The sequence below is a fragment of the Streptomyces sp. NPDC046900 genome (assembly GCF_040644975.1).
Lineage (GTDB): Bacteria > Actinomycetota > Actinomycetes > Streptomycetales > Streptomycetaceae > Streptomyces.
The window spans coordinates 118,572-141,312 of sequence record NZ_JBEYXD010000015.1 but is presented as its reverse complement, the minus strand read 5'-3'; the positions used below and the strand labels follow the sequence as shown (position 1 = coordinate 141,312).

The window sequence follows — 22,741 nt, the reverse complement described above, 5'->3', positions numbered from 1 at the left end:
CTGGCCGGGGAGTCCTTCGCGGGTCTGCTCCCTGGCCAGTACCCCCTTGACCCGCGAAGACCCGCGAGATTCTGGAGAAAGTCCCATGTCCAAGCCGAACCGCAAGCGCCTGAAGATGGAAGTCGTCTACGCACAGGCGATGGAAGCCACCGGCGACAAGTACGTCGAGGTCGAGTTCCTGGACGCCGACAGCGAAGAGTGCGTTGTCCGCTTCTTGCGTCAGTCGTGGTGGCCTCTGGCCCTGGTGAAGCAGCTCACCGGCGAAGCCAAGATGACCGGAGACGACGGCGAGACGGTGGACATGTCCAGCCTGGACCGGTCTCTTGTCGTACTGCGCAAGGTCTCCCACGACAAGGACCTCTTTGACAAGCTGGCCGATCAGTTCACCGTCGTCGGTTTCAACGCCGTCATGGAGCTGATCACCGGCGAAGACGCGAACGGCGTGTCCTTGGGGGAATCCTCCAGCTCCTCGGAGTAATCGAGGAGCACCCGTCCGAGCTGAGAGCGGACATCGCCCGGTACTTCCCCGGGCGATCCCTCAACGAGTTCCACCGTCTGAACGAAGACGGAACCGAAGGCTCCATGTCGTGGCTGGAGCTGTGGGAGTTCGTCCTCGCCCTCCCGTACGACTCCATGACGAAGTCCGCGTTGTCGGGAGACCACGGCCGTCGGCGGTGGACCGAAGCGGACTACATGCTCGCCCGCAGCCTGAGCATCCAGCACGCGATGGTGCGGACACTGCTCGCGGTCAACGGCGTGAAGCCGCACGACCTGCCGAAGCTCGTCGAATGGCCAGAGCCCGACCTCCGGGCCCTGGAGCAGATCGAGGCCGACGAGGCGCTCCGGCAGAGGCAACAGCGCCACCTCGAAAGGACCCGGCCCGAGCCGCCGGACCCCGAGGTCATGCGCAAGCTCCACGAGGCGATCGAGCGCCGTCAGCAGGGCGCGAGCAACCCACAGGCTCCCCAGCCGGCCCAGCCGGACGAGGGCGCCGGATAACGGAATCGGAGGGGCGATGGCGACCAACGCAGGCCGTGTCCAGGTAAGCATCGTCCCCGACACCTCGGGCTTCGCCGCTCAGGCGGACGCTGAACTGACGCCGATCGTGAACCGGATGGGCCGGGATCTGGGGCAGAGCCTCACCCGGTCCATCAACTCGGCTCTCGACTTCTCCGGCCTCAACCGCAGGCTCCAGGAGTCCTTGGATCAGGCGGAGCTCCAGGCCACACGCGCTGGGCGCAACGCGGGCCGGAAGTTCGCCGACGCGTTCCGGGACGAGATAGAGCCCCGGCTCCGCCGCATGATGGACACCCTCCCTGCGGCCCGGATCCGGCTCGACCTGGACCCGGAGACGCTTGCGGCCTTCCGGGCCCGCATGGCGAACCTGACGCAGAACCAGACCGTCACGATCCACATCCGGACGGACGACCCGAACCTGCGCAACTTCCGCAACGACGTGAACGGGCTCACCCGTTCCCTCGGTGGCGGTTCCGGTGGCGCAGCGGCGGCCGGTGGCGGCATCGGCCTCATGGGGGCCCTGAAGGGCGCCGCCATCACCCTGGGTACGCTCCTGGTACCTGCCATCGGTGCGGCAGTCCCCGCGCTGCTGGGGGGTGCGGCTGCGGTGGGCACCCTGAAGATCGCCTTCAGCGGGGTCGGCAAGGCCCTTGAGGCGCAAGCGAAGGGCCAAAAGGAATACGAGAAGGCCCTCAAGAAGCTCAGCCCCGAGCAGCGCACCTTCACCCAGGCCCTGGTCGGCCTCAAGAAGGAATTTTCGCCGATCGGCAAGGAGATCCAGAAGGCCGCCCTGCCCGGTTTCACCAAGTTGGTGAAGGACGCCGCACCGGTCGTCAAGATCCTCGGCCGGAGCATGCACAACCTCGCCTCCGACTTCGGGGATCTCGCCGCGAAGGCGGGCAAGGCCATCCAGAACTCCGGCTTCCAGAAGCTCCTGGACACCAACCTGAGGCTCGGGGCCGGGTTCATCCACGGTGTGGCGTCCTCGGTGGGCGGTCTGACTCAGTCTCTGCTGGAGTTCGGCGCCAAGTCGAAGCCCACCCTGGACGGGATCCAGAACTTCCTCGGCCATCTGATGAGCCAGGGTCTACCAGGATTCTTCAAGGGCCTGGAACCCGGCATCCGGGGCGCAGCGCAGATCCTTGACGGGCTCGACTACTCCCTGAACGCGAAGATTATCCCCGCGCTCGGCCGGGGGCTCGGCGCGCTCACCGAAGCCTTCGGCCCGCTGGTTCAGCAGACCCTCAAGCTGTTCGGCGACGTGGCGGGCACCGCCCTGGACCTCCTTTCGAGCGGGATGCGCAAGGCGACGCCGTTCCTGCACGATCTTGCCGCCGGTCTGCACGGCCTGCGGATGGTCTTCGCCGACATGGCGCCGACGTTCAAGGATCTCGGTGCGACGATCATCGAGGCGTTCCTGCCGGTCGGCGGTGGCGGCAAAGGGCCTCTCGCGAGCCTGGCCGACTCCATCAACAACAACAAGATCGCGATCCAGGAGGCTGCCCGGGTCTTCGCCAATGTGGTGATCGACATGGTCCGGGTCGGCGTCAACTCGCTGCCGATCCTGGTGCATGCCTTCCACATCATGGCCTCCGGGGTCATTGCCGCGCTGGGTGCCGTGCTCACTGCCGCTGACAACGCCTGGGGATGGCTCCCGGGTATCGGCGGCAAGATCCACGCTGCGCGTGAGGCGTTCGACGGGTTCGCCGCAAACTTCAACTCGAAGCTGGGTGCGGCGGATGCTGCTGCCAGCGCCTTCGCAGCGTCGGTGGGGCCGAAGCTGGACTCGGGCCAGCTGAAGCTGAACATCACCAACTGGACGCAGCAGATCGCTACGGCCAAGCAGCAACTGGCGGACAAGAACCTGCCGCCGGAGAAGCGGGTTCAGCTTCGGGCGATCATCGCCGACCTTGAGGCGAAGATCCACAACGCCAAGGGTCAGCTGGCGGCGATGCCGGACTCCCGGCAGTCCAAGGTCCGGGCGAACCTGTCCGACCTCCAGTCCAAGCTGAAGACGGCGGAGAACCGGCTGGATCACGTACCGGACTCCCGCAAGGCGCAGATCCGGGCGGAAATCTCCCAGCTTGAGCGGCAGATCCGGGCGGCTCGGGGCGAACTGGCCAGCCTGCACGACAAGACCGTCACGGTCACGATCAACGGCAGGGCGACCGGCATCAACCCGGCGCAGTACTACAGCCAGGGCCCGCACAAGGCGAACGGCGGTCTCATTCCGCGCTACGCCTCGGGCGGCAACATCCAGATGTTCCCCAACGGCGGCTTCATCCAGGGGCCGGGTACGGGAACGTCGGACTCGATCCTGGCGTTCATGGGCTCCGGCGCGATGGCTCACGTCTCGAACACCGAGTACGTGATCCGCGCGGCTGCTGTGAAGAAGTACGGTGTCGCGTTCTTGGACGCGGTCAACCAGGGTGTCTTCAACGCGAAGAAACTGGCCTCGGGCGGTCTCGTGCCGAAGCTCGCCACCGGCGGAACCGCGAAGAAGCCGAATCCCCTTCCGAAGAACACAGTGCTGTTCAACGGCCAGCGGGTGAACGAGTCCTCGATCATCTCCGCGATCGGCATCTCCTTCATCAACGGCCTGGAAGGCTCCGCGTCGCAGATCCAGTCGGCTACCAACCGTGTTGTTCAGGCAATCCAGAACGCCTTCCGGGGCGTGAAGAGCACGGTGGATGACCGGGTCATCAAGATGCTGGAGTCGCAGGCGAAGAAGCTGAAGGAGCTGGCGAAGGCCCGGGACGCGCTCACGGCGAAGATTGCCCAGGCACAGCAGTTCGCCACGGACACCACGTCCGGTGCGAAGTCGTTCGCTTCCCTGGCCTCCCTGCCCAACAGCGGGGCCGGATTCGGGGCGAGCGGGGTCCTCAGCAGCCTCCAGACCCGCCTGTCGCAGCTCAGAACCTTCTCCGGCAACATCTCGAAGTTGTTCAAGATGGGCCTGTCGAAGGGTTTGATCCAGCAGATCATCCAGATGGGCCCGGATCAGGGTGCGGCGTATGCGGCGGCCTTGGTGCAGGCGACTCCGAGTCAGCTGAAGTCGATCAACTCCACGCAGGCGGCGATCGACAAGACCTCCACGGCCTTCGGCCGGAACTCCGCCGATCTCATGTACGACGCGGGCCGCCAGGCGGGGAAGGGCTTCCTGACCGGGCTCAAGGCCCAGCAGAAGTCCATCGTGGATTCGATGTCCTCGCTGGCCAAGGCGATCCAGAAGGCGATCAAGCACGCTCTGGAGATCCACTCGCCGTCCCGGGTGATGCACCGTCTCGGTGAGTTCACCGGCCTCGGGTTCAAGGGCGGTCTGGATTCCACGCGCCAGGCAATCGTCTCCAGCGCCCAGCAGATGGCGGGAGCCGTCCAGCGCGGTGTGGGCATCGAGCCGGCTGTCCGCCAAGAGCGGTCCCAGCCGCATGTGACGTTCCACGCCACCACAACGGACAAGCCGACCAGGCAGACGGTCATGGACGCCTTGCGCGACTACAACGCGCTCTACGGCGCCCAGATCGCCATGTGATCAGAACCCGGAGGGGCATACATGGCCATCTTCGTACCCCCCTCCGGGTCGGTCCCGGGCGGCGGTATCAACCCGCCACCGATCGACCCGGTGGAGGTGCCCAGCCTGTCCTGGACGGACAGACAAGGGCGCACGACGCTCCTGTCCGACTCGGAGAACGGCTGGATCCTCCAACCCGGAATCCGGGGCCTGGACCTTCCCGCTTTCGCCCCCTACACCGACGAGTCCCCGCAGATCGACGGCAACGCCCTGCGGGGGCAGCGGGCTCAGGCTCGGGAGATCTTCATCCCGATCGTCATCTTCGACACCGACCGGCCCAGCTTTCTGGCCCGCAAGAGGTCGCTCATGGCGAGCCTGAACCCGTTCCTGGGCCTCGGGATGCTGGCCGTCACGGAGGCCGACGGCTCCTCGCGATCGATCGAGGCGTACTACGTCTCGGGCCTGGAGGGCGACACCGGGCAGGACGTCTCCGGCCTGCACTGGCAGGTCGTCGGCCTGACGTTCTCCTGTCCCAGTCCGTACTGGCTCGGCGATCACATCATGCGGACCTTCTCCACCGGGGCGAGCGGGAGCTTCTTTCCGGTGCAGTTCCCGGTGCAGGTCCAGAACTCCCAGGTCCTCGGCACCACAACGATCGAGAACCCCGGCGACGCCCGGAGCTTCCCGATCTGGACGATCCACGGACCCGCCACGTCGGCGGTCATGTCGAACACCACAACGGGCCTGAGCTTCTCTGTGACGGCCTCTCTCGGCTCCTCGGACGTCCTGGTCGTCGACTGCCGTGAACGCGTCCAGACGGCCGTCCTGAACGGCTCGACGAACTGGTGGCCCAACCTCTCCACCAGCTCGGATCTGTGGGCTCTGGAGCCCGGTGAGAACGCTGTCTCCCTGGCCCTGGTCGGCGCCACCAGCGCCACCGTGGTCCAGGTCGACTACCAGCCGCGCTTCCTGACCGCGTAGGGGGTGCAGATGCCCTTCCCCGACGCCGTGACCGTCCAGGTCCGGGATCAGAACCTCCGCATCCTCGGCGTGGTCGACGACTTCACCTCGCTGAGCCTGATCCCCCGCTTCAACGCGGTCGGGGCGTTCATCCTGAACATCTCGGCGGACTCCCCCAAGGCGGACCTCCTGATCCCGGGCAACGGCCTGGTGATCCAGCGGGGCTCGAAGGTGCTGATATCCGGCCCGATCCGCGAGCCCAACTGGAGCTCCGGCCAGGGGAAGGGAACGCTGACGGTCAACGGGGTCGACGACATGACCCTCCTGGCGGGGGCGACCTGTTGGCCGAACCCGACGGCCGCAGACAGTGCCCAGACGGACCCGGTGTACAAGATCTCCGGGGTCGTGGCCGAGACGGCCATGCGGACCCTGGTGAACCTGAACATCGGCCCCGGCGCCCAGGCGGCCCGGAAGATCTCGAACCTGACCCTGGCCACCGACGGCGGGTACGGGACGAGCATCACCAGGCAGGTCAACCAGTTCGACAACCTCTTGGCCGTCCTCCAGGACGTCGCCAAGACGGCCGGGCTCGGCTTCCGGATCGTGCAGGTGGGCAGCAGCCTCCAGTTCCAGGTCTACGAGCCGGCCGACCTCTCGGCCTCCGCGAAGTTCTCCTTCAAGCTCGGCAACCTCATCGACTCCGCGTACTCCGTGACGGCCCCGACCTGCACGAAGGCCGTGGTCGTGGCCGGAGGCAGCAGCAGTCCCCGCCAGGTCAAGGTCTACACCCGGGCGGACGCGGCCTTCCCCGGCCCGTGGATCGAGCAGTTCGTGGACCTGACGAGCGTCGACACCGCGTCCGTTGACCTGACGGCCCAGATGGACCAGGCGGCCGACGAGGCCCTGACCTCCGGTGCGGCCCAGGGGAACCTGACGATGACCCCGATCGACACCCCGCAGCTCCAGTTCGGCCGGGACTACACGGTGGGCGACCAGGTCTCGTGCCAGGTGAGGGACGACTTCATCTCGGACGTGGTCCGCGAGGTCAACATCACCTTCGACGCCCAGGGCGGATACGTCGCCAAGGCCGTCATCGGCTCTTCGGACTCCACGGACAACCAGGACGTCCTGGCCCGGCAGTTCGCGTACATCGCCCGCATTTTCAACCGGCTGAGGCGTCTTGAGACGCGGAAGCCTTCCTGATCTGGAGGTTTCCCGTGCAGAGCAGCTACCCGTTCGGCTCCTCGTCGATTGCCACCGAGGACCAGTGGTCCGCCATGTTCCGCATGGCTCAGGTGGACGGCGTCTTCGCCACCAGCGAGAGCGGGACGGACCTGAAGGTCACCGCCTCCAACGCCTCCACGGTGTCCGTGGCGGCCGGAGAGGCCTGGGTCCAGGGGACCTACTACAAGAACGACGCAGCCCTGAACGTGAGCGTCCCCACCAACTCCGGTGGTGGCTCGGCCCGTAAGGACCTGATCGTCCTGCGCCGGGACCCGTCGGCGGACTCCACCGTGGTCGCGTACAAGACGGGCGGCACGAGCTTCCCGTCCCTGACGCAGACCCTGAACGGCACCTGGGAGATCCCGCTCGCACAGGTCACGGTGGCCGCTGGAGCGTCTGTCGTGGCGACGTCGGGGGTCACGGACGTCCGGTGGTTCCTGGGCCGCCCTGTGGCCCTTTCGGGCGCGACGGACACGCGTCCTCCGGTGCGGGGTCAGATCAAGGTCGTCAACGGTGTGGACCTCTACATGGGCGACGGGGCCGCCTGGAACTTCGTCGGCACCGCAGAAGGCCCGGCCGCCAAGACCTACACCCCGGTCTGGAGCACCCAGGAGGGCGCCACCATCAACTGGGGTTCCGCCGCGAAGAACGTCGGCCGCTACAAGCGCCTGTCGGGGAATCTGTACTGGGTCAAGATCGAACTGATCCCGACGAACAACCCGAACGACATGAACGATTCGCCGATCGGTGTGACGCTGCCGTTCCCTGTCCAGGGGTCTACGCGTGAGCTGTTCACGGTCAACTTCAGTCAGCTCAGCACCAACGGCGGTAAGTCCTTCGTGGGTACCGCGATGGTCTTCCCCACCGAGGGCACCAACCGGATTTCCCGCATCCGTATCCCCACGTCCGACGGCACCAACTCCGGAAGCGCCGTCGTGAACAGCCGGAACATGCTCACCAACTCGCCGTTCAACGTCCAGTCCGGCGACATCCTCACTTTGACCGGCACGTACGAGATCGCCTGACCCCGACCCGCACACCCAAGGAGGGGCCATGGCCCGTCATCTCTTCGGCCTGTCCCCGGCCGACATCACCGTCTCGCAGTCGGGCACCTCGCTGGTCCTGGAGCCCGGCTCGACTGGTACCGCCTGGGACTCCCGCACCGGCGGTACCCAGCTCACCGACCTCACCGACCTGTCCGGCAACCCGATCACGACGGTCACCTCCGACACGTACTCGACGATCGGGTTCTACGGGCCGGACGGCGTGACCAACTTGTACCTGGACTTCGGCTTCGCCGGTGGTCGCACCCTGATGCAGGCCACGGACCTCGGGGCCGCGATCGAGGACCTCCAGACCAACAAGCTCGACGTCGCGGCCGACCTGAGGTCCGGCGGCACCATCACGGGCGACCTGGCGGTGTCGGGCCGGCTGTCCGCTTCCGGCTTCGCCCTGCCGCTGATCCCGCCTTTCACCCGGCGTCCGGCTTGGCGTGACGGTTCGATCGTGACCATGTTCCAGTCGGGCCACGGCTGGACGGTCGGCTCCGGTACCGGCTCGGCCTCCCACGTTGACCCGGACACCAGCGACTTCGTCAAGGGGACCCAGGCGGTCAAGGTCACCACGGCGGGCAACGCGTCCCAGAGCCAGGTCCGCAGGTCCGGCATGGCGCCGATGGACCTCACCAACAAGGCGATCCGGTTGGTGATCAAGTTCGACGCGGTCACCAATCTCGACCGGATCAACTTCTATGTGGGCACGTCCAACTTCACCAACTTCTTCCAGTGGACTCCCCACACCCACTCGACCACCACCAGCCAGAACTGGATCTCGGACGGCGAGTGGGTGACGCTGACCTTCGGCTGGCCGTCGGTTGTCTCGGCCTCCGGCTCGTACACCCTGTCGAGCACGAAGGTCCCGAGCACCACCACGGGCTTCACGGACATGCAGATCGCCGTGTACGACAACGGCACCGGCCCGGTCACGTACCACGTGCAGTCCATCGACATCATCGACGGAACCTCGGCCACCTTCCCCAGCGGCGTCTGCTCCATCACCTTCGACGACTCGTACCAGTCGGTCTTCGACTACGCCCGACCGAAGATGGACGCCCTCGGATACCGGGGCACCAACTACACGATCGTGGGCAACCTCGGCTCCCCCAGCTACCTGACGGCGACCGAGGTTCGGCAGCTCCAGGACGTGAACGGCTGGGAGATCGGTGCCCACTCGTACGACCCGGCGGTGCACACCAACCGGTACACGAGTTACACGGCGGCCGAAGTCGACATGGACCTGGCCAAGTCCCGGGCCTGGTTGGTCTCCAACGGCCTCACCGGCGACGGCGTGGCCTATCCGGGCGGCAACTTCTGGCGGACGACCGACAACGTCTCCATCGAGGGCCTCGTGGCGAAGTACTTCTCCCACGGGCGCAGCATCACCGGACAGCCCGAGAGTGCTGCCCCGCCGATGCCGTACCGCCTGCGGGCTCAGACCGGCATCAACGACGGCACCGCGCTGGGCGGCATCACGGTGTCCCAGCTCACTGTCGCGGGCGGTCCGCTCGACCAGTGCGCGAACGGGACGTGGCTGATCCTGGCGTTCCACAAGATCGTCACCACCACTCCAGCCGCCTCCACCGAGTGCTCCCAGACCGGCTTCAACACCGTCATGGACGCCATCGCGGCCCGAGGAATCAAGGTCCTGCCCGTGAGCGACGTGCTCCGGTACTACTCCTGAGGAGGACGCATGCTCCAGGACATCGACCTGAAGTACGTCAACGGCGTGCTGACCACGTCGAAGAGCATCCACACCACGGGCAGCCTGACCGTGGACGGATCGTTCACCCTGGGCGGCGCCACCAGCTCCGCCTACCCGCCCGTTCCCGTGCCTAGTGACCACGGCCTCCTCGGATGGTCGTACGACCCGTCGTTTGCCCTGAGCACGCTCACGCCGACGCTGGGCACGGTCTACTTGTCGGCGATCTACATCCGGCAGGCCGTGACCATCAGCAAGCTGTGGTTCCTGCTGGGTACGGCGGCCACCACGCCGACGGCGGGCCAGAACTGGATCGGCCTGGTCAACTCGGCCGGGACGATCATGTCGACGGCGAGCCTGGACTCCGTGGTCACGAGCGGCAACACCCCCAAGTCGGCGACGCTCAGCGCTGCTCAGTCGGTGAACCCGGGGACGTACTGGGTGGCGTTGCTCTTCAACGCGGCTGCGGCACCGGTGATCTACAAGACTGCGATGCCCTTCACGGGCTTCGGCGTGGTCAACCAGTCGGCGGCCACCCAGCGGTACGCAACGGCGGGGACGGTCCAGACGACGCTGAGCAACGTCACCATGTCCAGCAACACAGCCGGCCAGTCCATCTGGGTCGCGGCGAGCTGACACAAGCCCCCGGCCCCGGGAGTTCCTGGGTGTGGTTCGCCCCGGGGCCGGGCCTTTTTAAATTCCATCGCCCTGTACTACAGGGGCGGTTACCGTCCCTTTGTGGACATCAACAGGATCTTCGCCGATCTGTTCCCGGGTGCCAGGAAGTTCGCACACTCTGCGTTGGACGCTCTCTCGAAGGACGACGAAGAGGTCTTCCTCCTGCACGCGGGCGTCAGCATCGAGCGACTCGCCAAGGCGGTGCTGGCACAGAAGAGCCCCTTCCTCCTGCTGGAGATGAAGGGGAACGATGACGCCCTCTTCCAGATCGCCGGCTTGGAGCAGAGCAAGAAGATCCGCACCATCGGAGCGGCATCGGCCATCATCCGGCTCAAGCGTCTCGGCGTTCTCTCGCAGACCAAGGACCCCGAGCTGGACGAACTGATCGAGCTACGGAACGGCGTCGCCCACCTCACGGCTGCGCATGACGGGTCGTTCGACGCCCTGGCCAAGTTCGTGGGAACGAGCACGAAGTTGCTGGCGGCCTGGGGTGATTGCAGCGCAGAGTGCTACTGGGGGCCTCACCACAGCCTGGTGGAACTGACCTTGAGTGAGGCTGGGGAGAAGGCCGCCCGTCACTTCAGCAGGCTCATCGAGCAGGCGCGCTATCGAGTGGCACAACGCCTCAAGGACCTTCCCTCGACCGCCGTGGAGGCGCTCCTGGAGGTGCACTCGGTTCGTGAGGCCGTGACTTGGCCTGCTACTCGAACCATGTTCCTTCCGCGCAAGTGTCCCTCCTGTGACAACTTCGGAGCGCTGCTCACCGGTCCTCCGGTCCTGATCACGAAGGGGAGGCCTGGAGAGGCAGTCCCCGCGAGGTTCTCGTGCTTCATCTGCGGACTCGACCTGAGGACCCCTGAGGAGTTGGCGTCCGCTGGCATGGACGGTCGGGTGCCGCTTGTCCAGGCGAACGGAGAGAGGGTGCTCACCGAAGCCGAAGAGGCCCTTTGGCACCAGTTCCCCGAGGGTGGCGACGAGGACGTGTCCGTCCCCCGCTGATCCCACCGCAGAGCCCCGGCGCCCCGGCCGGGGCCAGGTCCATGAAACCCATCCCCCTGTACTACAGGGGCGGTTACCGTCCATCCATGGACTATTCGCTCTCGTACGGGAGCTTCTTCGACGGCGCCAAGAGGGCCACTCAGAAGGCCATGAGCGACCATGCCGATCATGACTACGACGAGTTCGCGCTCCACGCCGGAGTCGCCGTCGAACGCCTCGCGAAGGCCGCCCTGGTCAGGATGAGCCCTGCGTACCTGGTCGAGATGCGCAACAACAACACGGACATGCTGCTGCACTTCGGCGGTGCCCTGGAGCTGCCGAGCGACAAGGTCCGCACCATCGGGGCCAAGGACGCCCTGGCTCGGCTCCGAAAGTTGCAGATCCTTCCAGCCGACTCGCAACTGGACACCCTCATCGACATGAGGAACGGCGTGGCGCACGCGAGCGGTGGCGCGGGAGCGAAGTTCCTGATCGCTACGTTCGGGCGAGCCGTGGAGCAGATCCTTGAGCACCTCGATGAATCATCCGAACGTTTCTGGGGGGAATGGATTCCCGCAGTGCGCATGGGTCTGAACGAACGGGAGAGCGAGGTATCCCGTGAGGTGCACCTTCGTATCCGGCAGGCCCGGCATCGTTTCGACGAGCGGTTCGTAGGGCTGCCGGAAGGCGCCCGGGACCTGGTGGTCGGGGCGCCACAGCGCGGTCAGGGGATGCAGATTGGCCCCATGGCACTCCCGGACGGCGGGGAGATCACCATCATGGTCGCTTCGGTGAAGTGTCCCGCATGCGGTGGCCTGGGATCGGTGATGTTGAGCCCAGCGACTCAGTCCGATACCGGTGTGACCCTGGTCCCCGATGCGTACCGCTGCGACATTTGCCGCCTGGAGCTGGACAGCGCCGAGGAGATCAGAGCCTCCGGCATCGAGATCGACGGCGCGCCAGTGCCGTCCTCCGTATCGTTGAGCTACGGACGCACCCGCATGCCCGACGAGATTCCAGAGCAACGCACGGAGTGACTCGCACCAACCCGAAGGCCCCGGCTCTCCAGCCGGGGCTTTCGCATGCCCCCACAGCGCCGGATCCTCCAGCGCACACCCCGCTAGGAGGTCCCCTTGTTACTCCCTGAGCTGCTCAGGCTGGCCGCAGCCGATGACTCGGGCCCCGATGTCGGCAAGCTGATAGGCCAGTTCGCCCAGTACGGCATCGTCGGCATAGTCGTGGTCCTGCTGATCCTCGGCGTGATCGTCCCGAAGTACGTGATGACCTCGCTCACCGCCGACCGCGACAAGTGGCGCGAAGCGTTCGAGAAGGAGCGCGAGGCGCACCAGCTCACCCGCGAGCAGCTCGCCAAGGCCGAGGAGCACGGGAGCGTCGCGATCGAGCAGGGCAAGACGCTGACCCGGCTCCTCGAAGAGCTGGGACACCGGCCGGAACTTCCCAGGAGCGCCTGACCATGCGGCCCTTCACCCGACGCACCAAGGTGTCTCCCGAGGCGGAGACCGCGATGAGGGCCGCCGAGAAGTCCCTCCAGCAGGCTCAGGCCCACCGTCCCGAGGTCGAGGCCAAACTCACCGAGAGCCGCCGGGTGAAGGAGCAGATCAGAGCCCACAACCGCGCCAACTCCTACAGCGACTGGATCGAGTCGATCGTCCTGAGCCGGCTGACCGACGGCTGATGCAAGGAGGCCCGATGCTCTACACCCTCGTCTTGTACGTCCTCCTGGGCGTCGGCCTGGCCGCCTCGGCCGGGTTCCTCGCCCTTCACCGTCCCCGGCGATTCTTCCGGACGGTCGAGATCAACGCCTCCTGGTGGGTCATCATCATCGGCCTGCTGTACGCGCGCTCCCTCGTACTTCTGGGAGTCCGCGGTGGCCGCCCCGGGGCCTGGTGGGACATGGCCATCGCCATCGGCTTCCTGGCCGCGATCGACGCCCTCCTCCTGGTCCGGTTCTTCTCCTACCTCCGGTACCTCCGGGCTCACCCTGAGGACCCGCCCACGGCCTCCTGAGCCGTCCCCCAAGCCGTCCCTCCCGGTCCCATCCCCCCGCCGGGAGGGGCTCGACTTTCCTCCGCCCCTGGCCATCGCCGGGGGCTTTTTCATGCCCTCGAACACCCAAGGAGCATCCGTGTCCGATCTTTGGCTCCCCGGTGCTGAGCGCCTGGACATAGGCGACCACGCCCCGCCCGATGGCGGCCCCGCCAAGGCGATTGCCCACATCACGTGGGACCGCAACGCGTCCAAGGCCAAGCCCCAGGACCTCGTCCCGTTCGCCAACCTCCGCTCGTACTTCTCTGGCGGCGGCCGGGGGATGGCCCCGCACATCCTGTGGTCGCCGTTCACCGGCCAGTTCACTCAGTTCGTCCCGGCCAACGGCCGCTCGAAGTCCGTGGTGGACCAGCCCGGCGGAACCAGAACCAACCGAGCCGGCTCGGTGGTGATCCAGGTGGAGGCGCTCTTCTTCCCCTGGTGCCGGACCCCGGACGGCAAGGTCTACGAGTCGCTGGAGGACACCCCCTGCAAGGGCTGGGACGAGCTCCACGCCTGGGTGAAGTCCTGGGGCGTCCCTGACGTCTGGCCGATGGGCAAGCCGAACGGCTTCGTCGGTCACCGCGACGAGCACACCTGGGAGACCAAGGCCGGGTGGTACGCCCACGCGCAGGTCCCCGAGAACGACCACACCGACCCGGGCACCTGGCCCGCCTTCCCGGCGGCTCCGAAGCCCCCGGCCGCCAAGCAGTACGAGCCCTTCCCCGGGGCCGCCTGGTTCACCATGGGCCGTACGAGCCCGATCGTGGGCCGCATGCACGACCGCCTCGTGGCGGTGGGCTGCAACCGGTACCAGAGCAGCGCCAACAAGGACGTCATCGGCTCCGGCGACAAGGCCTCGTATGAGGCGTTCCAGCGCAAGCTGGGCTTCACCGGCTCGGCGGCGACCTGGCCTCCCGGCCCGACGAGTTGGAACGCCCTCAAGGTCCCGAAGGGGGCGTGACCATGTCCGCGCTGTTCGCGAAGCTCAAGGTCGAGGCGAAGGTCTGGGCGGCCACCACGGCCGCGTTCGTCGCCTCGGTGGCCGTCTCGGTCCTCAACGCCGTGCAGGACAACCACGCCCTCCTGGGCTCCCTGCCGGACCCCCTCCAGACGATCATCCTGATCGTGGCGCCGACGGCCATCACGTTCCTGGCGGGTTATGCCGCGAAGCACACGCCCCGCCCCTCCGACGGCCCGTATCCTGAGAGCTCCTCTTAGTGGTCTCCTGGCAGGGACAACGAAGCGCCCCCGATCTCCCGTGTGGAGGTCGGGGGCGCTCTTTTCGTTTACCTGATAAGAATCCCGCTGTGGATGCAGGAATTGCGGCCGTCCTCGGTGCGGCCATCGGCGGCAGTCTTACGGGGCTGACAGCCGTCGGGACGGGGCTCTTCGGGCTTCGGACGGCCCGGCTCCAGCTCAAGGCCCAAGAGTCAGAGGCCGCGCGTCAGCGCCGCTTCCAGAGCCTCCAGGAGAGGCGTGAGCCCCGCTCGCAGGCGTACGCCGAGTTCGTCGCGGCTGGCCAGGACATCGTGGACGCCCTGCATGGGGAGCGGGATAGAGATGCGTACCTGAGTCAGTACGAATCTCTTCAGCGCAATCTCCGCAAGCGCCGCGCGACAGTCGCAATCGCCGGGCCCGACGCTGTAGTGCAGGCCGCAGGTGAGTTCGCCGGTGAAGTCCTGCGCGTGAGGGTGGAGATGGCACACGCCGAACAGCGTGTCCCTGCAAGCTACAGGCGCCGGATCGAAGACCGGTTGGACATCTTCACCCAGGTTGCCCGAGCCGCCCTGGATGACGACGGCCACCCGTCCTAATCAGACCAGTGGGATGTCGAAGTCGACGATCGTCGTGTCGCCCCGGCGAACGATCGGGCAGGCGACCTCCACGACCCTGCCGCCCTGGGCGACGTGACGCCTCGTGTACCTGAGCACGGGCACGCCGGAGCCGATCTTCAGCGTCTTGGCCTCGTGGTCGGTCGGCATCCCGCAGGTGAAGGACTCCTTGATCAGGGTGACCCGGATCCCCAGGGTGGCCAACTGGGCCTGCGTCCCGCCCGGCCAGGGCTCGTGGATGGGGTCCGCCACCGGAGTCCCCTCCACGTCGCTCCAGCGCAGGTACGAGGTACTCATCTGGTGGGGCTGGTCGTTGTCGAAGAAGACGAAGTGCCGGGCCAACAGCTCCTCCCCCACCTCGCATTCGAAGAGCGCCGCCAGCTCCGGCGTGGCCTCCACCCGCTCGAACTTCTTGTCCAAGCGGTACTCGGACCAGCCGATGTTCTGGTCCCGGGTGAACGGCGTGGACGGGACGCCCGTCTTGTTCCGATACCGGTCCGTGGTCATCCGGTGGATCGGAGGCCGCTCCCGAACCCGGGTCCCTGCTCGGGCCCTTGTCTCGATCAGGCCTTCGTTGCGGAGGAGCGCAAGGGCGTTGCGGATCGTGGTCTGTGAGACGTCGTACTGATCGGCGAGCTCCGGGAGCGTCGGGATCTGATCGCCGATCCGGTACTCACCGGAGTTGATGAGGTTCCGCAGCTCAGCGGCGATGCGCAAGTACCCCGGCCGCTCCATGCCCCACCACCGTCTCGTGTGATCGCCGCTTTCTGCGCACACATATTGCCCCGTCTGGCTTGACCTGCGCCAACCCCGCCCGCCAATCTGTGCAACACATATCCTCTTTCTGATACACAGAAAGTCAGGAGAGCGGGGGACACCCATGTCTGAATCGGGACAATCGTGGCGCCGAGAGTTCAAGGCGCACCCGGCTGAAGCCCGCCAGGTCCGCGAGTGGGTCGGGATCCGCTTAGCCCACCCGGACGCTCCGCAGGTCGCCAACGAGCTGTTCGTCTCCGTGCTGGGGAGCGGGACCGAGCTGGTCGAGATGACTCTCTCCACGGCGGGCTCCCGGACCCGGGTGGTGGCAGCCGGCTCGGCAGAGCTGAGCCTCCTCCAGAGCCACGGTCCCGGCTTCAGCATCGTCAACGGCCTCTCGGTCACCTCCGGCCTGAACACGGACGGACGAGGCCTGTGGGCCCATCTCGACACAGCCCGAGAGGACGGAGCAGTGAGCGACGAGTACCTGAGGGCGTACAAGGAGTTGTACGACCACGCCTTGACGTGTCGGGACTGCCCGACGAACTGCGCCGATGGGGCCGCTCTGCGTCAGGCCGTCAGGGAGGCACGATGACGAAGTGCCCCCACGGGAACCACGACTTCCCGATCGAGGACGAGACCGGGGCCTACTGCGAGGAGCACGGCGTGACCCTGCTGTGGAACCCTCCGGACTTCGCGCAGGATGACGTCGTCAGCGCCGAGGCGGTCGGTATTGTCCGCGACGCGGCGGAGGAGGCGGACCCGCCGTAGCTTCCACCCGCACACGAGAGCCCCGGCCGTAGCGGTCGGGGCTCCTGTCCGTTCCGGGAAGATCAGTCCTCAAGCTCGTACTCGAAGTCTTCCTCCTCGATGTCCTCGATCTCGTCATCCACGAGGTCGGGGCGGCGGAACTGGACATCGTGTTCCCGAGTCCAGCGGTACGACCAGTCGATCTCGCTCGTAATCTCCTTGATGCTGTCGGGCGGCAACACCTTTCGCGCTTCCCTGATAGCCGCCTCCACAGCCGCCTCGTAGGCCGCTCTGGCACGCTGGTAGTGGACTGTCGACCCTTCCGTCTGGAGGTCGAAGTCGATGGTGATCGTCAGGTGCTTCGGCGCAGGTTCCTTGGCCACAGCTACCCCCTGGTGACGTTGTGGACAATCAGTATCGACTGGCGCCGCAGCGGACGGGGGATGCGCCAAAAACCCTCAAGTGGATACGTTTGAGTGAACCCGTGGTGGGCGACCTTGAGGACATCCACCGGCCCCAGCCCGGCACCGGCAGGCGACCTCAACAGCGCCTGCTGGGCCGGGGGTTCGAGGTCGCCGAGCAGCAACAGCGTCATCCCCGCCGACCGTACGGACAGGGCAACGCTCGCGTCGTTCGGACCGTCCGGGGAGGGGCCGGGATCGGGCGGGGGCCACAGCACCTGCCACTCGAGCGCCCCGGTACGGCGCCGCTCCCCGGCCACGGCGCGCGTCACCGGGATGTGCCGGGCGGCGGCCTGAGCGCGCACGAACGCGGCCTGTTCCGGTGGCTCTGCGAACCCGGTCGTCTCGATCGCCCCCACCGACCGCCCCCGCAGCACGCCCGGGAGCCCCACGACATGGTCCGCGTGAAAGTGGGTCAGGACGAGGAGCGGGATGCGGACGATGCCGAGAGCGGTCAGGCATCGGTCGACCAGCGCCGGATCAGGACCCGCGTCCACGACCACCGCCGCGCCGTCGCCCGCCGCGAGGACCGTCGCGTCCCCCTGCCCCACGTCGCACATGGCGAACCGCCAGCCCCGCGGCGGCCATCCGGTGAGCACCCGGGGCAGCGGTGGCGGCTGCACCACCACGAGCAGCAGCACCACTGCGCAGACGCCCGCCAGCCAGGGGTGTCTCAGCAGTCGCCGGCCGATGACCAGGACGCCCCCGGTCACGGCCGCCAGCAGAAGCGCCCCGGTCCAGTCGGCCCGCCAATCCACCCCGTTGCCCGGCAGCGACGCCCCCGTGCGCGCGATGCCGGCGATCCAGCCGGTCGGCCAACCGGCGCACCACGCCAGCCACTTGGCGACCGGCATCGCCACGGGTGCGGTGGCCAGCGCGGCGAACCCCAGTACGGTGGCCGGCGCCACGGCGAACTCCGCCAGCAGATTGCACGGGACCGCGACGAGGCTCACCCGGGCCGACAGCACTGCGACGACCGGTGCGCACAGGGCCTGCGCAGCCGCGGCGGCGGCCAGCCCCTCGGCGAGCCGGGGCGGCACGCGACGCCGTCGCAACGCCGCGCTCCAGCCCGGGGCGACGGTGAGCAGGGCACCGGTGGCCAGTACCGACAGGAGGAAGCCGTAGCTCCGCGCGAGCCAGGGGTCAAAGAGGACGAGCAGCAGAACCGCCGCGGCCAGCGCGGGGATCAGGGATCTGCGGCGCCCGGTCGCCAGAGCGAGCAGCGCGATCGCTCCGCAGGCCGCGGCCCGCAGCACGCTCGGATCCGGGCGGCACACGACGACGAAGCCGAGCATGAGCGCACCGCCGAGCAGCGCCGTGCCCCGCAAGGGGATGCCCAGCCGGGCTGCCACTCCTCGCCGCTCGGCGCGCTGCGCCAGACCGGGCGGGCCGAGGAACAACGCCAGCAGGAGCGTGAAGTTGCCTCCGCTGACGGCCAGCAGATGCGCGAGGTCCGTCTCCTTGAATGCGTCGTCCAGCTCAGCCGTGACCCGCGAGGTGTCGCCGACGACCAGCCCCGGCAGCAGCGCCCTCGCGTCCGGGGCCAGCCGGTCGGTGGCGTCCCGCAGCCCGGCCCGTAACCTGCCCGCCCACCGCTGCGCCCGGGACGGCCCGCCCACCACATCGGGCGGCGCCCCGCTGCGCACACGCAGTACCGCGGCGACCCGATCGCCCCCGGTCAGCGGGGGCGCCAGCCGCGCGGTCACCCGGACCCGGGCGGAGGGCAGCAGGGCCAGCCAGGGCGACCGCGTGGCCCGCCGCTCCGCACCACTGCGAGCACCGGTCGCCGCCGCGTGGGCGCTCCCGTCGACGACCACCAGCACCGGCACCCGCATCGCCGCCACGGTCCCGTCCGGCTTGGTCAGGCGCCGGACCTCCCCGTCCAGCAGCACGGCGGTGGGCGTCGCGTGATCGCCCCTGACCCTCGGCCGGGCGAGCCGTGGATCGGATACGACCTCGATCTCCGCCGTCACCTCGGCGTACTGACGCGCCAGGGCCGGAACGGGCCCTCGTCGCAGATCCGCACCACTGAGCCCGGCCGACACCGCGGCCGCCGCGACGCAGAGCAACACGGCGGCGACGGACACCCGCGACCACGCGCGCCACAGCCGACGCCGGTCCCTGGTTCGCTCAGACACCCTCCGCGCCGCCCACAACCCGGCCGCCGCAGTCAGGCAGCCCGCCACAAGAACGCTGAGCGGACCGGAAGGGGCGTCCAGTGCCCAGGCGGCCGTGGCCCAGGCCGCCAGCGCGGGCACCACCAGCCGCAGATCCACCGGCCCCTCCTGCCGGGGATGCGGGTCTCCCAGCCGGCTCCGGGGGACGCCGTCCGCGGGGCGCCGGCCGTGGTCGGAAGGGGCCACCGCTCCGCCGTCCGGCGCTACACGCACGATCGAGCGACCAGGGCCGCGAGGCGCTCCGGCCGAATCTCCCGCCGCGGCGGGCACGGCGGGACGACCCGAGCCCCGAGGCGCGGCCACCGAACCGCTCGTCGTGCGGCCCACCATCGAGCGCCCGGAGCCGCGAGGTACTCCGGTCGAACCTCCCGCCGCGGCGGGCACGGCGGGACGACCCGAGCCCCGAGGCGCGGCCACCGAACCGCTACCGCTCGTCGTGCGGCCCACCACCGAACGACCCGGACCACGAGAAACCCGCAGCGACCCACTCACCCTGGCGCCCGCCACCGAACGCCCGAAGCCCCGAGGCGCGGTCACCGAACCGCTCGGCGTGGCGCGGACCGAACCGGCGGGGATCCGACTGTCGTCATGCGGCCGGTTCATGGTCGTACGAGATTCCGTAGGTCGGCGAAGCGGCGTTCGCCGATGCCGTTGACCTGGCGGAGTTCGTCGACCGAGCGGAAACCGCCGTGCTGCGAGCGGTAGTCCACGATGTGCTGGGCCAGGACGGGGCCGACTCCGGGCAGCGCATCGAGCTGGTCCACGGTCGCCGTGCTGAGGGAGACCGGAGTGGCGGGGGCCGCACCGGCTGCGGATCCACCGGTGGCAGGGCCCGCCGCAAGGGGGCCCTGCGCGGGTGCGGGGCCGCCGACCACGATCTGCTCGCCGTCCACCAGGAGCCGGGCACGGTTGAGGCCGTCGGTGTTCGTGCCGGGACGCACTCCGCCCGCCGCCCGCAGGGCGTCCACCACCCGGGACCCGGCCGGGAGCCTCTGCAGCCCGGGCCTGTGCACCTTGCCGCCGACGTCCACGACGACTTCCGCGGCCTGCCCGGGCCCCGCCCCGCCCGTCGGCGGTGGCCCGGCCGAAATGCCCTGGCCGGAGGCGCGGTTGGGGCGCTCCGTATCCGGCGCGCCGTAGGACGCGGCAGCCCGCACCACCTCGGGGGCCCGGACCTCTTGTGTCCGGCCCGTCCAGAAGTGCTGCGCGGCGAAGGCCACCGCGGCGACGAGCAGCACGCTCAGCGCGGCCACGCTCCTGCCTTCCAGCCCGCACCTCGACTGCAGCCACAGCGGCATCCGCTCGCGCACGGCCAGGCCGACCCGGTCCCGCCACCTGCCGGCCGTCGGCTCGTACGCGGGGGCGTCGGCGTCCCCGGCCGTGTGGGAGGGGGCGGCGACATGGGACCGGTGCACCGGTAGCGGATCCACGAGGGCCGTCCGCGGCCGGCCCGTCCCGCTGCCCGACGTCGTGCTCGTCCGTGGCGCCACCGGGTCCCGGTCCGGGCCCGGCGGGCCGCTTCCCGACTCCCGCCCCTCCGTCGTCCCTTCGGCGAAGAGCGCTTGCGCTCGCAGGCGCAGGGCGTCGGCGTCCGGGGTGTGGTGGTGCCCTCGGCTGCGCCCGTGTGAGTGCCGCAGGCGGTGGTGTGTGCGGCCGTCGGAGCGCGGGCCGCGGCCGGGACCGCTGGTGGGAGTCGCTGTGCGTGTGCGTGATCGAAGTGCCATGCGCCGAGGATCGGGCAAGCCATCCGACTCGCGGTGATCTTGGTCAAATTCCGGGGATTACCGCCTGGTTGTGGACAACTCCGTCACCCGCAAGCGGTCACCGGGGCGACACCACGACCCCCAGCAGCCCCGGTCCCGTGTGCGCCCCGATCACGGCGCCGATCTCGCTCACATGCAGTTCGGCCAGGCCCGGCACTCGCGCGCGCAGACGGTCCGCGAGCGCCGAAGCCCTCTCGGGTGCGGCGAGATGGTGGACCGCGATGTCGACCTTCGCGTCGCCGGAGCGTTCGGCCACGATCTCCTCGAGACGGGCGATGGCCTTGGACGCGGTCCGCACCTTCTCCAGCAACTCGATACGCCCGTCAGCCAGCTGGAGCAGCGGCTTCACCGCGAGCGCCGAGCCCAGCAGTGCCTGGGCGGCCCCGATCCGGCCGCCCCGCCGCAGATAGTCGAGGGTGTCGACGTAGAAGTACGCGGAGGTGCTCGCGGCCCGCTTCTGCGCCGCCGTGACCGCTTCGTCGACCGAGCCACCTGCTTCCGCGGCCTCCGCGGCGGCCAAAGCGCAGAAGCCGAGGGCCATCGCGACCATCCCGGTGTCGACCACACGCACCGGTACGGGAGCCTCTCGCCCGGCGAGCACGGCGGCGTCGTAGGTGCCCGAGAACTCGGAGGACAGGTGCAACGAGACGATGTCGGTGGCTCCGGTCTCGGCGACCTTGTGATAGGTCTCTGCGAAGAGTTCGGGGCTGGGCCGGGATGTGGTGACGGGCCGTCGCTTCTGCAGTGCCTGGGCCAGGGAGCGGGCCGAGATCTCGGTGCCCTCCTCGAGCGCCTGGTCGCCCAGGACCACGGTCAGCGGCACCGCGATGATGCCGTGGCGCTCCATCGTCCGCGGCGGCAGGTAGGCCGTTGAATCGGTGACGATCGCGACATGGCGGGACATGAGCTGGAGGTTACCTGCCGGACCGCACGGGCGGCAGTCCGGCCCCTCCGACCTTCGCTCCCCCTGACCGGATCACCGGGTGCTCTCGGGGCGGGGCTTCTTCTGCCAGGGGTATGCCGCACGCTGTCCGGACGACCCGACGGCGGGCCGGGCCTGCCCTCGCACCGCACGGGACTCGGGTGTCTCCGGCCAGGTCTGGCCGCCGTCGGCCGCGACCCCGGGGGCCGGTGCCTCGGGCCAGGTCACGGCGGCGGCGGGCGGCGTCGGCTGCTCCTTGGTCCAGTGCCGCAGGGCGCCGGCCTCCACGTCGATCTGCGCGCTCAGCGCGTCGAGGTCGTCGTCCGCGAACCGGCGTGCCCGGTCGTGTGCCGCCCACCGCAGCGAGTCCGCGGAGTGTGTGATCCGCTCGGTGCGCTCGCGCAGTCCGGGCAGCCGGGAGGCCAGCGCCCGCCGGTCCGGATCGGTCTCCAGGCGCTTGAGCTCGGCGTCCAGTTCCTGCCCGTACATGCTGAGGCGGTGGAAGAGGTGCAGCGACTCCTTCAGCGACGCGTCGTCGACGGCGCCCGCCTGCAGCGCGTCCTGTGTGGCACGCATCGAGGTGCGCAGTGTCAGCCTGAGCCCGGCGACCTCGCCCGCCGGTCCGATCTGCGCAAGTGTCCTGGCGCGCAGAGCGGTGTCCTCGACCGTGCGGCGGGCCTGCGCGATCGTACGGTCGACACCGCGTTTGGCCGCGCCGATCGCCTTCACCGTCGCGTAGACCCCGAGCACGACGCACAGCACGAACAGGAGCACGATGACGGTCAGCACGGATTCCACGTCGCTCCTCCTCAGGCCGGCGATGGCGGCTGCTGCGCCTCTTTCACGGTAAACGCAAAGGGCGGGTTCGGGGTTCCGGAAGAACCCCGAACCCGCCCGTAGGGAAGT

General features: G+C 68.6%; 24 protein-coding genes. 17 read left to right on the top strand and 7 right to left on the bottom strand.

All coding sequences use genetic code 11. The features are described from left to right. The first annotated feature begins 85 nt into the window (after positions 1 to 85). The 15 genes from ABZ904_RS17980 to ABZ904_RS17910 all read left to right on the top strand — a co-directional run bounded on the left by ABZ904_RS17980 (position 86) and on the right by ABZ904_RS17910 (position 14,392). Entirely contained in the window at positions 86 to 478 is a 393-nt protein-coding gene (locus ABZ904_RS17980) for a hypothetical protein (RefSeq protein ID WP_361824166.1), read from the top strand. A gap of 104 nt (positions 479 to 582) precedes the next feature. Then, positions 583 to 999 carry a hypothetical protein gene (locus tag ABZ904_RS17975; RefSeq protein WP_361824164.1) on the top strand — a complete coding sequence of 139 codons (417 nt, stop codon included), beginning with the start codon at positions 583 to 585 and terminating at the stop codon, positions 997 to 999. Positions 1,000 to 1,015: 16 nt separating this feature from the next. Beyond that, positions 1,016 to 4,549, top strand: a complete 3,534-nt coding sequence (locus ABZ904_RS17970; protein ID WP_361824161.1) for a hypothetical protein — start codon at positions 1,016 to 1,018, stop codon at positions 4,547 to 4,549. Positions 4,550 to 4,570: 21 nt separating this feature from the next. Further along, positions 4,571 to 5,509, top strand: a complete 939-nt coding sequence (locus ABZ904_RS17965) for a phage tail family protein (RefSeq protein WP_361824158.1) — start codon at positions 4,571 to 4,573, stop codon at positions 5,507 to 5,509. A 9-nt stretch (positions 5,510 to 5,518) separates the two neighbouring features. Beyond that, on the top strand, positions 5,519 to 6,691 hold the full coding sequence (locus ABZ904_RS17960; RefSeq protein ID WP_361824156.1) for a siphovirus ReqiPepy6 Gp37-like family protein: 1,173 nt from the start codon (positions 5,519 to 5,521) through the stop codon (positions 6,689 to 6,691). 14 nt (positions 6,692 to 6,705) lie between these two features. Continuing rightward, entirely contained in the window at positions 6,706 to 7,737 is a 1,032-nt protein-coding gene (locus tag ABZ904_RS17955; RefSeq protein ID WP_361824153.1) for a hypothetical protein, read from the top strand. Positions 7,738 to 7,765: 28 nt separating this feature from the next. Continuing rightward, positions 7,766 to 9,451, top strand: coding sequence for a polysaccharide deacetylase family protein (locus tag ABZ904_RS17950; protein WP_361824150.1), 1,686 nt, complete (start codon positions 7,766 to 7,768; stop codon positions 9,449 to 9,451). 9 nt (positions 9,452 to 9,460) lie between these two features. Beyond that, positions 9,461 to 10,105: a hypothetical protein gene (locus ABZ904_RS17945; protein ID WP_361824148.1), complete on the top strand. Its 645-nt coding sequence runs from the start codon at positions 9,461 to 9,463 to the stop codon at positions 10,103 to 10,105. 102 nt (positions 10,106 to 10,207) lie between these two features. Further along, the gene (locus ABZ904_RS17940) at positions 10,208 to 11,146 is read left to right on the top strand and encodes a hypothetical protein (RefSeq protein ID WP_361824145.1); all 939 of its coding nucleotides are present in this window, start codon (positions 10,208 to 10,210) and stop codon (positions 11,144 to 11,146) included. Positions 11,147 to 11,295: 149 nt separating this feature from the next. Beyond that, complete coding sequence (locus tag ABZ904_RS17935; RefSeq protein ID WP_361824143.1) at positions 11,296 to 12,162, top strand: hypothetical protein; 867 nt, start codon at positions 11,296 to 11,298, stop codon at positions 12,160 to 12,162. A gap of 96 nt (positions 12,163 to 12,258) precedes the next feature. Next, a complete protein-coding gene (locus ABZ904_RS17930) occupies positions 12,259 to 12,597 on the top strand; it encodes a hypothetical protein (protein WP_361824141.1) in 339 nt (112 codons plus the stop codon). A 2-nt stretch (positions 12,598 to 12,599) separates the two neighbouring features. Next, on the top strand, positions 12,600 to 12,821 hold the full coding sequence (locus ABZ904_RS17925; RefSeq protein ID WP_361824138.1) for a hypothetical protein: 222 nt from the start codon (positions 12,600 to 12,602) through the stop codon (positions 12,819 to 12,821). Between the two features lie 14 nt (positions 12,822 to 12,835). Then, positions 12,836 to 13,153 carry a hypothetical protein gene (locus ABZ904_RS17920; protein ID WP_361824135.1) on the top strand — a complete coding sequence of 106 codons (318 nt, stop codon included), beginning with the start codon at positions 12,836 to 12,838 and terminating at the stop codon, positions 13,151 to 13,153. 118 nt (positions 13,154 to 13,271) lie between these two features. Then, positions 13,272 to 14,135, top strand: a complete 864-nt coding sequence (locus ABZ904_RS17915; protein WP_361824132.1) for a peptidoglycan-binding protein — start codon at positions 13,272 to 13,274, stop codon at positions 14,133 to 14,135. A 2-nt stretch (positions 14,136 to 14,137) separates the two neighbouring features. Further along, positions 14,138 to 14,392, top strand: a complete 255-nt coding sequence (locus ABZ904_RS17910; RefSeq protein ID WP_361824129.1) for a holin — start codon at positions 14,138 to 14,140, stop codon at positions 14,390 to 14,392. Positions 14,393 to 14,604: 212 nt separating this feature from the next. Here the strand turns inward: ABZ904_RS17910 and ABZ904_RS17905 are convergent, their stop codons facing one another. Both ABZ904_RS17905 and ABZ904_RS17900 read right to left on the bottom strand, forming a co-directional pair. Continuing rightward, entirely contained in the window at positions 14,605 to 14,979 is a 375-nt protein-coding gene (locus ABZ904_RS17905; protein WP_361824126.1) for a hypothetical protein, read from the bottom strand. A 9-nt stretch (positions 14,980 to 14,988) separates the two neighbouring features. Continuing rightward, complete coding sequence (locus ABZ904_RS17900) at positions 14,989 to 15,741, bottom strand: GntR family transcriptional regulator (RefSeq protein WP_361824123.1); 753 nt, start codon at positions 15,739 to 15,741, stop codon at positions 14,989 to 14,991. Between the two features lie 145 nt (positions 15,742 to 15,886). On the opposite strand from ABZ904_RS17900, the gene ABZ904_RS17895 reads away from it, so the two are divergent. Both ABZ904_RS17895 and ABZ904_RS17890 read left to right on the top strand, forming a co-directional pair. Next, positions 15,887 to 16,357: a hypothetical protein gene (locus tag ABZ904_RS17895; RefSeq protein ID WP_361824120.1), complete on the top strand. Its 471-nt coding sequence runs from the start codon at positions 15,887 to 15,889 to the stop codon at positions 16,355 to 16,357. Next, positions 16,354 to 16,533 (top strand): hypothetical protein, encoded by a 180-nt coding sequence (locus tag ABZ904_RS17890; RefSeq protein WP_361824117.1) that lies wholly within the window; start codon positions 16,354 to 16,356, stop codon positions 16,531 to 16,533. The genes ABZ904_RS17895 and ABZ904_RS17890 overlap by 4 nt, the downstream gene beginning before the upstream one ends. Before the next feature lie 62 nt (positions 16,534 to 16,595). Here the strand turns inward: ABZ904_RS17890 and ABZ904_RS17885 are convergent, their stop codons facing one another. The 5 genes from ABZ904_RS17885 to ABZ904_RS17865 form a co-directional block, all read right to left on the bottom strand. Continuing rightward, positions 16,596 to 16,895 carry a hypothetical protein gene (locus ABZ904_RS17885; RefSeq protein WP_361824114.1) on the bottom strand — a complete coding sequence of 100 codons (300 nt, stop codon included), beginning with the start codon at positions 16,893 to 16,895 and terminating at the stop codon, positions 16,596 to 16,598. 2 nt (positions 16,896 to 16,897) lie between these two features. Beyond that, entirely contained in the window at positions 16,898 to 19,336 is a 2,439-nt protein-coding gene (locus ABZ904_RS17880) for a ComEC/Rec2 family competence protein (RefSeq protein WP_361824112.1), read from the bottom strand. 413 nt (positions 19,337 to 19,749) lie between these two features. Beyond that, a complete protein-coding gene (locus tag ABZ904_RS17875) occupies positions 19,750 to 20,874 on the bottom strand; it encodes a ComEA family DNA-binding protein (protein WP_360997654.1) in 1,125 nt (374 codons plus the stop codon). A gap of 97 nt (positions 20,875 to 20,971) precedes the next feature. Beyond that, entirely contained in the window at positions 20,972 to 21,817 is an 846-nt protein-coding gene (locus tag ABZ904_RS17870; protein WP_359391040.1) for a DegV family protein, read from the bottom strand. A 72-nt stretch (positions 21,818 to 21,889) separates the two neighbouring features. Next, positions 21,890 to 22,633 carry a hypothetical protein gene (locus ABZ904_RS17865; protein ID WP_360997656.1) on the bottom strand — a complete coding sequence of 248 codons (744 nt, stop codon included), beginning with the start codon at positions 22,631 to 22,633 and terminating at the stop codon, positions 21,890 to 21,892. Between the last annotated feature and the right edge of the window lie 108 nt (positions 22,634 to 22,741).